This window comes from Marinobacterium maritimum (genome assembly GCF_039523155.1).
GTDB lineage: Bacteria > Pseudomonadota > Gammaproteobacteria > Pseudomonadales > Balneatricaceae > Marinobacterium > Marinobacterium maritimum.
Genome location: NZ_BAAAET010000003.1, coordinates 77,465 through 92,270, shown reverse-complemented (window position 1 = coordinate 92,270; position 14,806 = coordinate 77,465). Strand labels below are relative to the sequence as shown.

Genomic DNA, 14,806 nt, shown 5'->3' with positions numbered 1-14,806 from the left:
GCTTTCAACGTTCGAATCATTTTCTGGCAAGCGAGAACATTCCATTGCTGACCACTGCTAACATCACCATGCAGTTTGGCGCCAAGCCACTGTTTGAAAATATTTCCGTCAAATTCGGCGACGGCAACCGTTACGGCTTGATCGGCGCCAACGGCTGCGGCAAGTCCACCTTCATGAAGATCCTCGGCGGTGACCTGGAGCCTTCCTCCGGCAACGTATCCAAGGACCCGAACGAGCGTCTGGGCAAGCTGCGCCAGGATCAGTTCGCCTACGAGGAGTTCACGGTGGTCGATACCGTGATCATGGGCCACGAGGAACTGTGGGCGATCAAGTCGGAGCGTGATGCGATCTACGCCAAGGCGGAGATGACCGAAGAGGACGGCATCCGCGCCGGTGAGCTGGAAGCGGAATTTGCCGAGATGGACGGCTACACCGCCGAATCCCGTGCCGGCGAACTGCTGCTGGGTCTGGAAATTCCGGTGGAGCAGCATTTCGGCCTGATGAGCGAAGTGGCACCGGGCTGGAAGCTGCGTGTGCTGCTGGCGCAGGCGCTGTTCTCCGATCCGGATATCCTGCTGCTCGACGAGCCGACCAACAACCTGGATATCAACACCATCCGTTGGTTGGAAGGGGTGCTCAACCAGCGCAACTGCACCATGATCATCATCTCGCATGACCGCCACTTCCTGAACAGCGTCTGCACCCATATGGCCGACATCGACTACGGTACGCTGAAGGTTTATCCGGGTACCTACGACGACTACATGCTGGCGTCCACCCAGGCACGCGAGCGCATGCAGGCCGACAATGCCAAGAAAAAGGCTCAGATAGCCGACCTCAAGGCGTTCGTCAGCCGCTTCTCCGCCAACGCATCCAAATCGCGCCAGGCCACCTCGCGCCTGAAGCAGATCGACAAGATCCAGCTGGAAGAGATCAAGCCGTCCAGCCGTCAGAACCCGTTCATCCGTTTCGAGCAGGCGAAGAAGCTGCACCGTACCGCGCTGGAAGTGGAAGGGCTGGCGAAGTCGTTCGACGAGGAGCTGTTCACCGGCCTCAACCTGCAGGTGAACGTGGGTGAGCGCATCGCCATCATCGGTCCCAACGGCATCGGCAAGTCGACTCTGCTCAAGTGCCTGGTCGGCGATCTGGAACCCAGTGCCGGCACGGTGAAATGGTCCGAAAATGCCGAGATCGGCTACTACGCCCAGGATCATGCCCACGAGTTCGAGCAGGATCTGAACCTGTACGACTGGATGACTCAGTGGGGTAAGGAAGGCGATGACGAGCAGGTGATCCGCGGCACTCTGGGGCGGATGCTGTTCTCGCAGAAAGAGATCGACAAGTCGGTCAAGGTGATCTCCGGGGGGGAGCAGGGCCGCATGCTGTTCGGCAAGCTGATCCTGCAGAAGCCCAACATCATGCTGCTGGACGAGCCCACCAACCACCTGGACATGGAATCGATCGAGTCGCTTAACATGGCGCTGGAAAACTACCCGGGCACGCTGATCTTTGTCAGCCACGACCGCGAGTTTGTCTCCTCGCTGGCGACCCGCATCATCGAATTGACACCCACCGGTATCGTCGATTTCCACGGCGATTACGAAGAGTACCTGCGCTCTCAGGCGCAGTAATCCCGTCTGTGCAGCCCGGCCCGGTACTCACCCGGTGCCGGGCGTTTCCCGCCTGCGCCCGCTCGTGCGTATGTGTTAGCAGAAGCGCCCGTGAGGGCCCCTTGCCAAACCACCTCCCCCGTTGCAGACTGTCTCGCGTCACGCACCCGTTAAATTGAAACGTCCAGCCGACAGAATGACTGGCCCTTCGCACAACGGCTATACGCTCAGCGCACCAATCTTGGTGCTGCAGTAGCCGAACAGATCGACTGACCCCTTGGCCGGATAGCAAGGGTAGACGTTATTTCGGGTGTGGCTGGATCAGTGTGGATCCGGCAATGGAAGATCAACAGGGACGTATCGATGTTTCAAAAAAAATCCTCTTTTCTCGGCAGTACCCTCGGAGTACTGGTCGTTGGCATCTTCGCGATGGCATCGCTCACCTCCTGCACCAATCCCAACACCCCGGCAGGGCACGAAGGCTATGTCTACGAAAAGCCGAGATTCTTCGGTGACGGCGGCTACCGGGATACGTTGAAGGGGCCGGCCAACTACGGTTTTTCGCTCTGGCGCAATCAGGTGATCAACATCGACATGCGCCCCAGTACCTATACCGAAAACTTCAAAATCCTGGCGCGGGATGACCTTAATATAAGTTTCAGCTTCCATGCGATTCTGTCGATCAGAATGGGCTCCGTGCAGCAGGTGGTGGAAAACTTTGGTGGTGAAAAATGGTACGAGCGTTATGTGCGTGAGACGTTCAGGACCTACGTCCGTGATGCCGTACAGCGCTATGACAGCCGCGATCTGAAAACCCAGCGTGAAAATATCGCCATCGAGGTGACCGAAAAGCTGCGTGCCTACCTGGAAGACACGCCCTTCAGTCTGACCAAGGTGGTGATCGGCAACATCAATTATCCGGAAATCGTCGCCAATGCTGTCGAGCAACGGCTGGCAGCGCAGCAGCTGCTGTCGGAGAAGGAAACCCAGAAAGCGATTGCCCGCAAGGACGCCGAAATCAGGATCGAGGAAGCCAAGGGCATTGCCGAGGCGCAGCGCATTATCAATGCGACGCTGACCTCGAACTATCTGCAGCACGAAGCGATCAATGCGCAGCTGAAAATGGCCGAGTCGCCGAACCATACGACGGTTTATATCCCGGTGGGCACCAATGGCATACCGCTGGTCAAGGAGTCCCGCTAGCCTGAAACCGCCGGATGGTCGGCTAAATGGTCAACCTTGTCATTAACTGAGTCATAACAGGAAAACTGATAGATGGAAGGACAAACTGTTTCGATCAAGCGATTTCCCAAAGCCGCCAAACTGTTAGCGGGCATCGTGTTTGTACTGACCCTGGGCTACGTGCTGTCGCAGTCCTTTTTCTATGCCGAACCCGGCTATATCTACCACGTGCGTACCGTGACCGGTAATGAAGCGGTGGTGACCGAGATCGGCTACAAGTTTTACCCGTTCGGGCGCTATAACTCCTGGAAGCGGGCGATGACGGTACAGGCGGTCTCCGGCTCCAGCCAGGATGCCATCACCTCAGAAAAAGACTCGGACAACGCATCGGCCAGCCTGCCGCCGCTGAGCATCATGTTCCTGGACCAGGTGGATGCCCACGCCCAGGCAACGGTGCGTTTCTCCATCCCGTCGGACGAGGAGTCCTTCCTCAAACTGGCGCATGAGTATCGCTCACCGGAAAACCTGCTGCGTACCGCATTGCTGCCGGTATTCAAGGAAACCCTGCAGGCCAATGCCTCGTTGATGACGGCGGAAGAGTATTACGCCGGTGGCCGCACCGAATTCAACTCGGAGTTCGAGAACCAGATGCGTAACGGCATCTATCTGGTCAAGCGTGAAGAGGTCACGGTCAAGTCCAACAGACTGGCTTCAGGTTCCGCCAATGTGGCCTTGGGGACCGATCAGGAAGAATACGGCGAGGACGCCAAGACCATCTTCGTGGTGCAGAAAGTGATGGATGCCACCGGGCAGCCGTTGAGAAAGCAGCAGCGTTTTACCGACTACGGCATCACCGTGGTCTCCGCGCTGGTCACCGATATCAGGCCGAACCAGAAATTCATCGAGCGCATGCAGTTGAAGCAGAAGGCGTCGGCGGATCGTGCCATCGCCCGTGAGCAGCGGGTCCAGGAAGAGGAGCAGCGCTTACTGGCGATCGCCCGCGGTGAGCGTGAAGTGGCTGAGCGCCAGGCCAAGGCCAAGGTGGAACAGATCCAGAAAACCACTGAGGCCGAAACCGAGAAACAGCTGGCGATTACCCGTGCCGAAAAGCTGAAGGCGGAAGCCGAAATCCAGCGTGAAACTGCCGAGATCAACCTGGAGAAGGCCAAAATTGAAGCCCAGACTCAGCGTACCCTGGCGGATGCCGAGGCCTACCAGAAGCAGGTCATTCTCGAAGCGGATAATGCCCTGGCACAGAAGCTGGAAGCGGAGATCAAGATCCAGCAGCTTTGGGCTGAAGCTTACGCCAAGCGCAAGGTGCCGACCAATGTCTTTGGCAGTAGTGGCGACGGCAGTGGCGCACCGGTCGGTAACGATTACGAGACCAAGGCGTTCATGCAGCTGTTGACGCTGGATGCCGCCAAGCGTCTGAGCTACGAGCGGGATCTGACCAAGGACTGATAGATCGGCTCAACGGGCTGGCCGGCGACAGGTGCGGTCAGCCTTCACTCCCCACAGAGCGTCATGCCTGCTTTCACTTCTGCCTGATCCCCGTCGGCGAGTCTTTGTTTGGGTGCTGTTGTGCAGCGTGCGATAATGGTGGTTTTCACATCGAGTCTGCCGCCGTGACCACTTTCGCCGATCTTCACCTCTGTCCGGAACTTGTCCACACGCTGGAGGAGCTGGGCTACAAGCAGCCCACGCCGATTCAGGCCCAGGCGATTGCACCCATACTGGAGGGCAAGGATCTGATAGCCGAAGCGCAGACCGGCACCGGCAAGACCGCAGCCTTTGCGCTGCCGATGATTCAGCGGCTGAGCCGGGAGCCGGTGAATGGCGATTATCATCACATTCGTGGCCTGGTGCTGGTACCGACCCGTGAGCTGGCCGTTCAGGTCGGAGACAACGCGCTGGAGTACGGTCGGCTGCTGGGCATGCGGGTGATCTCGATTTTCGGTGGCGTGCGTTTCGATAACCAGATCCGCAAGATGAAGCGTGGGGCCGATATTCTGGTGGCGACACCGGGACGGCTGCTGGACATGCTCAAGCAGAAAAAACTGTCGCTTGAACACCTTGAGATGCTGGTGCTGGACGAGGCCGACCGCATGCTGGATCTGGGCTTCATCCACGACATTCGCAAATTGATGAGCTATATGCCGGAGCAACGGCAGACGCTGTTGTTCTCGGCCACGCTCAACGGACCGGTGGAAACCCTTGCCGAATCACTGCTGCAGCAGCCACTGCGGATTCAGGTGACACGCCGTAACGCTGCCAGCCAGCAGGTGAAGCAAAGCGCCTATGCGGTCACCAATGCCGACAAGACCGATGTACTAAGCTACCTGATCCGTGAAGGTGACTGGCGCCAGACGCTGGTATTTACCCGTACCAAGCGCCGGGCCGACCTGGTAGCGGCCCAATTGCAGGAGGAGGGCATCAGTGCCCTGGCGATCCACGGCGATCGGCATCAGCGTGAGCGGCTGGCGGCGTTGCAGGCATTCAGCAATGGCGAGGTGCAGGTGCTGGTGGCCACGGATGTGGCCGCGCGTGGGCTGGATATCGAGGCCCTGCCGCAGGTGGTCAATTATGACCTGCCCAACCAGCCGGAAGCCTATGTGCACCGTATCGGTCGCACCGGGCGTGCCGGCAAGCGCGGCTGGGCGGTTTCACTGGTGGCGCCGGAAGAGCGCCGTTTCCTGCAGGATATATCGGCGCTGATCGGCAAGCCGCTTCAGGTCCAGCCGGTGCCGCGATTCGAAAACGGTCGCCTGATTGAGGGGGCCCCGCTGGCCGAGAAGAAGACGCGCCGGAAGAGTGCCAAGTCAGGGGGGGGAGAAAAATCCAAGGCTCAGGGCGAGAGCCAGAAAATCAGCAAGCCGGCTCGGTCGGCTGGGCGACGTTCGCTGTTCTCGGGCTGAGCCGCTCAGGCAGGCAGCTGACCGCTATGCGACCAAGGAAGGAGCCTGCAACGGTTGAACTGGCCGCCAAACAGCTGCAAAAATGAACAGATAGATCCTTCCGGGTGCCCTGATGATGATAACAACAATGTATGACAGGCGCTGGCTGGGCCGCTTCATGACCCTTGTCCTGAGCTACACAGTGGCAGGCTTGGTTGGGCTTTCCATACCCTTTATCGATACCCATATCACCTTGATCTGGGCGCCGACCGGGATCGCACTGGCGGCTCTGATGCGCTGGGGGCTTTCCCTGTGGCCGGCTGTCTGGCTGGCGGCCTTCGTTGTCAACCTGTCGATCGGCAGTTCGCCCTGGCTCGCCGGCGGCATCGCCTGTGGCAACATGCTGGGACCTGTTGTTGGCGCCTGGTTGCTGCGACGCTTTGGCTTCAGTCCCTTGATGAACCGACGCAGCGACCTGCTGCTCTACCTGCTGCTGGGGGTGGTGGCAGGCATGTTGATTACCTCGGTCAACGGCGTGTTCCAGCTGTGGCTGGCGAATGTGGTACCACTGGCTGATGTGTTCAGAGCCTGGTCGGTCTGGTGGCTGGGGGATGCCATGGGTGCCCTGGTGTGTGGCATTCCTCTGCTCACGTTTCGGGGCGCCAGCGTGAAGGCAACGCTGAGTGGCCCACGTGGACTGGAACTGGCGGGTGGCACTTTGCTCCTGGTCGGTACAGGGGTACTGATCTTTACCGGACCGGTAAACAACGAAGCTCTGTATCACCCAATCCTCTACCTGCCGTTCTTCCTGCTTTCCTGGCTGGCGATCCGCGGCGGTGTCGCCGTGGCTTCGGGGGCGGCGCTGTTGCTGTCGGCCCAGGCTGTCTGGGCCACCGCTCAGGGCAGCGGCCCCTTCCTGTCCAATGATGTGCATTTCAGCCTGGCGATGCTGTGGGGCTATATGGCAACGGCCACCATCATTCCCGTACTCATTACGGTGCTGGTGGGCGAGCTCCAGGTAAGCCAGCGTCGTCTGTCGCTGGCGAGTCTGGGCGCTGAGCTGGGGATGTGGGAGTGGAACCTGGAAGATGACCGCATCGCCTATGCCCTGGAAACTGCCGGCTTGCCCCCGCTGCCCAATGAAGCTAATGGGACTTCACTGCGTGGCAGCATGCATCCCGAGGACGTGTCCCTGTTTGATCAGCAGTTCAGGCAGCACCTCGCCGGGCAAACCGAGCTGTTTGAGGCGGAATGTCGTTTCAAAATTACGGGCGGTGACTGGAGTTGGGTCCTGATGCGGGGACAGGCGGTCGAGTTCGATGAGGTGGGTAAGCCCACCAGAATGGCGGGCACCATGATCGACACCAGTGCACGCAAGGCGGCGGAAGCGGCATTGCTGGAAAGTCAGGCCCAGCTGCAACAGAGCGAGGAACGCTACCGCCAGCTGCTCAGCAACTCGCCGGTTGGTATTCTTAATTATGACCGGGAACTGGTGGTTACTTATATCAATGCGCGTTTTGCCGAGATCATGCGTGTTCCGATGGCGTACATGCAGGGGCTGGATTGTCACGATCTGCGTGATCAGAGCGTCATTCCGGCGCTCAAGGGAGCACTGGAAGGCAGACCGGCCCATTACGAGGGGCAATACCGGACCAGTTACGGGGGCGTTGAACTGTGGATCTCGATGCGCTGTGCCCCAGTGAGAAATGAGGCCGGCGAGATCGTCGGCGGGATCGCTCTGATCGAAGACATTACCGCACGCAAGCGGATTGAAGATGAGGAGCGGCGTCAGCGCCGAGGTCTGGCGGCCTTGAATGACGTGGCGGCACTGACCCATCTGCCGTTCCAGGAACAGCTGCGCCAGGCGCTACAGATCGGTACAGACCATTTCGGGCTGAGTTTTGGCATTGTCAGTGAGGTTGTCGGATCGCGCTACAAGGTGCTGGCCCATGCCTCTCCCGCGGATACTCTGGAAGATGGTCAGTGCTTCCAGTTGGGCAGTACCTATTGTGATATCACCTTGAAACAGGGCGACGTGCTGGCCATTGCTCACATGGGCCGCTCACCCTATCACCGTCATCCCTGTTACGAGCTGTTCCAGCTCGAAACCTATATCGGCGCCCCTGTCTGCGTGGATGATCAGGTATATGGCACGGTGAATTTTTCGGGGCCTGAGTCCTATGAACGAGATTTTGACGATGGCGACCGTGAATTCATGCGGCTGCTGGCGCGCTGGATCGGGTCGGCCATCTCTCAGGACAGGGACAAGCGTGCCCTCGCGGCCAGTGAACAACGCCTGAAAACGATCATCGAAACCGAACCCGAATGCGTGAAGGTGATGTCGCCGCAGGGTGAAGTGTTGCAGATGAATGCGGCTGGGCTGGCGATTCTGGAAGCTGAAAGCCTTGAACAGATCAATCAGGTTGGCGTGCTCAACTTCGTGGACCTTGAGTACCGTGATCAGTTTGCGGCCCTCAACCAACAGGCCCTGGCAGGCCGTTCCGGCTCGCTCGAATTTACCGTGACCGGACGCCAGGGCTGTGTCCGCTGGCTGGATACACATGCGGCGCCGTTGCGTGACAGCGATGGACAGATTACCGCCGTGCTCTCGGTGACGCGTGATATTACCCAGCTCAAACAGCAGCAGCAAAAACTGGAGCAGCTGGCGCACCATGACAGCCTGACCGGGTTGCCGAACCGAATGCTGCTGGCCGAGCGTATGATGCAGGCCGTGGCGCATGCGCGCCGTCAGGCATCGGGCTTCGCCGTCTGCTATCTGGACCTGGATGGGTTCAAGGAGATCAATGATGCCCTGGGGCACGAAGCTGGGGATCAGGTGCTCAGGAGGGTGGCACGTCGACTGGTCGAGACGCTGAGGGAGGTCGATACGGTATCCCGGCTTGGTGGCGATGAGTTCGTGTTGCTGCTGAGTGATATCGCGAGCCAGGATCAGGCTGTGGTGACGCTGGCACGTGTATTGGAGCAGGTTGAGGCGCCGATCGTACTGCAGGGGCGGGAATGCCGGGTATCCGCCAGCATCGGCATAGCACTCTACCCGGCAAATGGTGAAGATCCCGAAACTCTGCTGCGTCATGCCGATCAGGCGATGTATGGCGCCAAGGACGAAGGCAAGAACCGCTATCGCTTCTACTGCGGCTCCAAGGCGCTCCTTTCCTGACTTGGCGGGGTGTACACTAAAGGGCTTTGAGCAAGCGCAGGAGGCGAGATGACGCCAGCCATCAATATGGCCCGCAGGGCCGGAATCAACCATCAGATTCACGAGTATGAGCACGACCCGGGTAGTGATTCCTACGGCACCGAGGCCGTGGAAAAGCTGGGTCTGGCGCCGGAGCAGGTGTTCAAAACTCTGGTTGTCAATCTGGATGGCAAAACACTGGCGGTAGGGGTGGTACCGGTTGCAGGCAAGCTCAATCTGAAACAGATCGCCAAGGCCGCCGGGGCCAAGAAAGCGGTCATGGCCGATCCGGCCGAGGTTGAACGTACCACCGGCTACGTACTGGGCGGTGTCAGCCCGCTGGGGCAGAAAAAACGTCTGGCCACTTTTATCGATGTTAGTGCACAGCAGTTTGACACCATGCACGTGAGTGCCGGCCGCCGAGGCCTGGAGATTGAACTTGCACCTGAGGATCTCCGTCAGCTGACCAACGCCTGTTTTGCCCCCATTGCCGGCTGAGTCCGGTCGCCAACGTCGGGGTAACTGGCATCATGGATACCTTAGGCAGGTTAAGAGCGAGGGGGCGCTGACAAGGGGGGCGTGATGCTGTTGCTGGAAATACTGCTGTTAACCCTTTTCGCCGGGCTGAGCATGCCCCTGGGGGCTCTGATTGCTCGAGTAGAGCGGATACGACCGCGCTGGCTGGAGCACGAGTTTCGCCACAGCGTTATCGCATTTGGCGGCGGGGCCCTGTTATCGGCGGTGGCGCTGGTGCTGGTACCGGATGGCATTGAACATCTGTCAACCCAGGCCGTACTGTACTGGTTTTTGCTCGGTGGTCTAACCTTCATGCTGATCGACGTACTGCTTAACCTGTTTAAAACTTCGGCCAGCCAGCTGATTGCCATGCTGTCCGATTTCATCCCTGAGTCCATAGCGTTGGGCGCGACCTTCGCGCTTGGTGGCAGCAACGGCCTGTTGCTGGCCCTGCTGATTGGGCTGCAGAACTTGCCCGAAGGATTTAATGCCTTTCGTGAACTGCGTCATTCCAGTCACTACTCAGCCAACAGGATTATCATCACCTTTGCGCTGATGGCGCTGCTGGGGCCGATTGCTGGCGTGATCGGCTACGTATGGCTGTCAGCTTATCCCTCGGTCGTCGCTGCGATTATGCTGTTCGCCGCAGGTGGCATTCTCTACTCAGTGTTTCAGGACATAGCGCCCCAGGCCAAGTTAACCCGCCACTGGGGGCCGCCCATGGGCGCGGTGTTCGGTTTCGCTTCCGGAATTGTGGGACATATGCTGACGACCTGAGCGGGCTGACATACACTCAAGATTCTTTCCCTGTGTCAGGAGCTCGCTCGATGGAAATGGTTAGTGATGAAGATAGCCTCAAGTCACTGATACAACATGCGGTTCTGGCTCCCTCCAGTCACAACACCCAACCCTGGCGGTTCAGGCTGAGCGCTCCAAGTATCGAATTGTATGCCGATCTGGAGCGAGCACTGCCGGTTAATGACCCTCAAAATCGGGAGCTGTATATCAGCTGTGGCTGTGCATTGATGAATCTGCGCGTGGCGGTGGCGAATGCCGGCTGGAGTAGCAGGGTCGAATTGCTGCCTGATGTTTCGGATCGGACCCTGCTGGCGCGGATAACGATTGAAAACGCCCCCGTCGATGTCGCACTTGCCAAGCTGTTTGATGCCATGCTGCTGCGGCGGACTTACCGGAACCGCTTCAAGGAGGAGCCTTTGGAGGCCGCGCTGCAGGAGCTGCTGCGTCATGCTGCCGAGATGGAGCAAGCGTGTCTGAACATTATTGCTACTGAAGATAAACGTGATGAACTGATTAAGCTGGTCCGTGAAGGGGACAGCCTGCAGTGGCAAAATGAGACCTGGCGCAGGGAGCTGGCGCAGTGGTTGCACAGTGGACGCCAGGGCGATGGCCTCAAGGTGCCAGGTCTGGTTGCGCCACTGGTCCGTGGTGTCGTCCGGCATTTTGATATGGGCAGGAGTATGGCTTCCCAGGACAGCTTTCTGGCCGATGAGTCTCCAGTCCTGATGCTGTTATCTACAGAGGGTGATGCTCCTCGTGCCTGGTTACAGGCTGGGCAGGCACTACAGCGCGTTTTGTTGGAGGCTCAACGTCATGGCGTTCAGGCCTCCTACCTGAACCAGCCGATTCAGGTGGCAGAACTCAGGCCTCAGGTACAGCAGGCATTTGCCATGGATGAGTTCCCTCAGATTCTGCTGCGGATGGGGTATCCGGATGAGCTGTTGCCGGCTTCGCCGCGACGGCCTGTGGATGAAGTCGTAGCGGAATAAAAAACAGCCCGTCAGTGACGGGCTGCAAAAGGAGATCCCTCTCGGAGAGTATGTTGAAAACGGGAGAGGTCAGAAGTCCAGGCGGTAACCCACAACCGTACGGTCAAAGGGCGCCAGCGTATCCTCCGCGTCGTTGTTTATATGTTCCAGGAACAGGCGAGCCTTGCTGCCAAGGTCGTACTGCACTCCCGCGGCCCACTGGGTTAGCTCAAGCCCGGTGTTGTTCTCCTCGTACTGGGTACCACGCACCTTCAGTGTGGTTGCACCGATACGGTACAGCAGTCCCGCTTCCAGCACCTCGCGATCGATATCGGTGGCGATGCCGCCCTTGTCGTAGAGGCTGGCGCTGCTGCCTTCCTGATTTTCATAGCGCGCCACGAAGGTCAGCGGGTCATTGATCCTGATGCGCGTGCCCAGTGCCCAGCTGTCCAGATCGTAGTCGACGCCACCGGCATTACTGCCGATGTTGCCGTAGGAGGCGGCCAGGTAGACCCGCTCGCCTTCATACTTGAGGTTCAGGTCGTAGCTGTCGATATTGTCATCCTGCTCGCCATCGTCATCGCTGCAACTGCCGTCGATCACCACATGGGCGGCCAGCTGCCAGTTGCCGAACTTGGGGGTGAAGTAGGAGAGGGTGTTGTCTTGACGCCAGTGACCGGAAAAGCCTGATATCAGGAAACGCCCACCGGCGTCGGCATCCGCAGCATTAAAAATGTCGCTGGTGGAGTTGCTCCACAGATAGTGCATCTGCCACTGCTTGCCGACCAGTAGCGTACCCCAGTCACCGGTGGCACCCATATATGCCTGCCGGGGGGCAAACATGGTGCCCTTGTTGTCGCTGGTATCCACGTTGGCTTCCCAGTGGAACAAGCCTTTGGTGTGCCCCAGCCCCAGGTCTACTTCTCCCTTGATGCCAAGACGTGAGGATTCGTCACGCAGGTCCAGGTCGCTGCCACTTTTGGCATCCAGCGCCATTCGGAAGGAGCCGTAAAGTGTGGCATCGGCCAGTGCTGTGGTGGAGTAGGAAGCAGCAGGCAATGCCGCTGCAACCATCAGTGCAAGTGTGAAATTTTTCATCGCGTACTGCTCTCTTGTTATTGTTCTGTGTTCAGCTGGATCACGGATTGTGTGTTGGCCTCGACCTGGTCGGCACTGAGCCAGGTGCGCTTGTAATCGAAGTCCTCATACAGCTTCAGCTGGTCTTCGTAATGCGGTGAAGGTGTACCGTCCGGCGCAATGAAGCCGCTTTGGCCTGGAGCGACCACTTCGTGGGTTTCCACCTGCTTGCCGTTAAAGATCACCAGATTGTTCTCGGTGCCTCGGTTCATGGCGATATGGGTCTTTCTGGCTTCGCCCTTAGCTGCTTGCGGCATGCCGAGGAAATTGTTGGTGAAAAAGAGCATCGGTACCACCGGCAGCTTCCAGTTGGCCGGGTCTTCACCGTGCTGCTGCTTCACTTTTTTCAACGCGCTTTCCAGACTGGCTATAATCAGTTCACTGGCTGGACGGCCGTTGAGGAAATCATAGGTCTGCTCAACGCCGGCCTCCTTGCCACGCAAAGCCTGCAGCAGTGCCTTGGTTCCCGGCTGTATGTTGACGCTTGCACGCAGCGGAGATTCTTTTGACGGGTATCCGGCAGAGGCGTACCAGTTGAAGAACTTGCCCGGAATGTCATCCTTGAAGGTCAGAGCCAGCATTTCGGGCAACCAGGCCTGGAACAGGGTGGTAGCGGCTTCGTCATAGAAACCGTCACGATCCAGATCATGGCTGGTTTGTGCCCAATCCTTCAGCAGTGCAACAGCCTTGCGGCGTTCGTCATCGGCTTGCAGATTCTGGGTGGTGGCATCCAGATAGGGAATGAAGTAGCGTGCGTTGACGTCGGCGTAGGAAATATTCTCCATCATCTGCTTGACGTCATCGGCAGTGTGCCTGTCTTTGGAGTCCATGATCATTGTCATGGTGTCAACGCGATCGGCTTCGCTCCATGAATACCAGAACATGTCCGGGGCGATGAAGTCGTCTGCCGGTTTGTTGTTCCAGTTGGCAATGTAGCCTGAGCTGGGATTATAGACCTGCGGGTTACGCTCGAACGGCTTGATGCCCAGCCATTCCTGATCACCCTTTCCGGACGCAGGCAGTCGGTTGTCGTGGCCTGGTTTGCGCTCCGGGTATTTGCCGGTGAAGGCGTAGCCGATATTGCCCTGCCGGTCCGCGTAGTACCAGTTGATATTAAACGCGACGCGGGCAGCCTGTTGCAGCCAGTCCTGGTAATTAGTGGCCTTACCCTGGTGGGTCCAGGCCATCATCGTTTCAATCTCTCGTCCCTGCCAGGAGCGTTTCTTGGCATAGGCGATACCTTGCTCCTTGTCGTGGCTGATCAGCAAACCGTGGACGGTTTTGTAAACCTTCACCTCGAGGGGATCGGCACCCTTGACCTGAATGGTGTCAGTGCGGACTTCCATCGGTAGATAGCGGCCTTCGAACAGGTATTCGTTCGGGTTGTCTGGATTAAGTGTCTCGCGATAGATATCCAACACATCACCAGCGCCCCAAGTGGAGCCCCAGGCAATATGCTGATTGTTGCCAAACAGAATGCCCGGATAGGCGAAGGGTGTGTTGCCGACCAAGTCAAAGCCTGCACCATGCAGGCCGATGGAGTAGGTATAGGCTGGGTTGTACCAGCCGAACTGGGGGCCGTTGAGCAAGATGCTGTTAGCGCCCTTGGCCTTTTTCTTGCCGACCACGATCATGTTTGAGGTCTGTGGATAACCTGCTACACCGGTCAGACCATAATCGTGAAACTGCTGGCTGTTGTAATCTCGGGCATCAGCTATCGACAGGTTGAGTACACCGCCGTCCTGGCCGATCGCCAGGCGAGCAATATCCTGCTCGGTCTTGTTGGATACCGGGGGGCGCTCTGCCAGGGCAACATGGCGCTTGTCGAAGGTTCTTTCCCAGTCGCCTTTCGGAACGGTGGTCGGTGCGCTCGGGTCGTTAAGCGGATTGAGCTGGTTGAAGATCGCCCAGCCATCGGTTTCGCCGTGTTCCTTGATCAGGGCATCAAGCAGTTGCTGGTTTTCGATCTCGGTGTTGTAGTCGCCAAAACGGTTGCCCATGGAACCGACGAAGATCATGGCGACATCGAAGGCGGTCCACTCCTCAGGCAGAAAGTCATTGTCATGGAACTGCTTGGGCAGCAAGGTATTCTGCTTGGCTAGAACCTGCTTGATCCAAGCGTTCATGCCGGCGGCATAACCGTCCAGAATGGCACGATCATCGGTATTCAGTGCATCGACCTGGCGCTGAATAGAGATGGGGTCGTAGTTGCCGCGAATTTTCTTGTCATAGTCGATGTAGTCAGCGCCCAGTACTTCAGCCATACGCCCCTGAGTTGAACGTTTGGTGATCTCCATCTGATACAGGCGGTCCTGAGCAACGGAATAGCTGTAACCATAGAAAAGGTCGTGTGTGGTCTCGGCATAGACGTGGGGAACACCCCAGGTATCACGTTTGATCGTGACTTCGCCGGCATCGGCGAATAGGGGAAGGGCTGCGATAATGGCGGTCGACAGCGCGGTGCGTGTCAGTTTCTTGTGCATTGTTTCACCTCTAGCACGAGGC

10 protein-coding genes are annotated in these 14,806 nt (G+C 58.2%); 8 read left to right on the top strand and 2 right to left on the bottom strand.

Annotation, left to right across the window (positions count from 1 at the left end):
* The first annotated feature begins 44 nt into the window (after nt 1–44).
* The 8 genes from ABD013_RS11390 to ABD013_RS11355 all read left to right on the top strand — a co-directional run bounded on the left by ABD013_RS11390 (nt 45) and on the right by ABD013_RS11355 (nt 11,185).
* Complete coding sequence (locus tag ABD013_RS11390; protein ID WP_343805974.1) at nt 45–1,631, top strand: ABC-F family ATPase; 1,587 nt, start codon at nt 45–47, stop codon at nt 1,629–1,631.
* 342 nt (nt 1,632–1,973) lie between these two features.
* Nucleotides 1,974–2,813, top strand: coding sequence for an SPFH domain-containing protein (locus tag ABD013_RS11385; protein ID WP_343805972.1), 840 nt, complete (start codon nt 1,974–1,976; stop codon nt 2,811–2,813).
* Nucleotides 2,814–2,885: 72 nt separating this feature from the next.
* Nucleotides 2,886–4,253 (top strand): SPFH domain-containing protein, encoded by a 1,368-nt coding sequence (locus ABD013_RS11380; protein WP_343805970.1) that lies wholly within the window; start codon nt 2,886–2,888, stop codon nt 4,251–4,253.
* A gap of 164 nt (nt 4,254–4,417) precedes the next feature.
* On the top strand, nt 4,418–5,707 hold the full coding sequence (locus ABD013_RS11375; RefSeq protein ID WP_343805968.1) for a DEAD/DEAH box helicase: 1,290 nt from the start codon (nt 4,418–4,420) through the stop codon (nt 5,705–5,707).
* Nucleotides 5,708–5,819: 112 nt separating this feature from the next.
* On the top strand, nt 5,820–8,864 hold the full coding sequence (locus ABD013_RS11370) for a diguanylate cyclase domain-containing protein (protein WP_343805966.1): 3,045 nt from the start codon (nt 5,820–5,822) through the stop codon (nt 8,862–8,864).
* 48 nt (nt 8,865–8,912) lie between these two features.
* Nucleotides 8,913–9,380 (top strand): Cys-tRNA(Pro) deacylase, encoded by a 468-nt coding sequence (gene ybaK / locus ABD013_RS11365; protein ID WP_343805963.1) that lies wholly within the window; start codon nt 8,913–8,915, stop codon nt 9,378–9,380.
* Between the two features lie 84 nt (nt 9,381–9,464).
* Nucleotides 9,465–10,175: a ZIP family metal transporter gene (locus ABD013_RS11360; RefSeq protein ID WP_343805961.1), complete on the top strand. Its 711-nt coding sequence runs from the start codon at nt 9,465–9,467 to the stop codon at nt 10,173–10,175.
* A 50-nt stretch (nt 10,176–10,225) separates the two neighbouring features.
* Complete coding sequence (locus ABD013_RS11355) at nt 10,226–11,185, top strand: Acg family FMN-binding oxidoreductase (protein WP_343805959.1); 960 nt, start codon at nt 10,226–10,228, stop codon at nt 11,183–11,185.
* A gap of 69 nt (nt 11,186–11,254) precedes the next feature.
* Here ABD013_RS11355 and ABD013_RS11350 read toward each other — a convergent pair whose 3' ends face one another.
* Together ABD013_RS11350 and ABD013_RS11345 are read right to left on the bottom strand one after the other, a co-directional pair.
* The gene (locus ABD013_RS11350) at nt 11,255–12,262 is read right to left on the bottom strand and encodes a porin (protein ID WP_343805957.1); all 1,008 of its coding nucleotides are present in this window, start codon (nt 12,260–12,262) and stop codon (nt 11,255–11,257) included.
* A gap of 17 nt (nt 12,263–12,279) precedes the next feature.
* Nucleotides 12,280–14,784 carry a penicillin acylase family protein gene (locus tag ABD013_RS11345; RefSeq protein ID WP_343805956.1) on the bottom strand — a complete coding sequence of 835 codons (2,505 nt, stop codon included), beginning with the start codon at nt 14,782–14,784 and terminating at the stop codon, nt 12,280–12,282.
* Nucleotides 14,785–14,806: the final 22 nt, after the last annotated feature.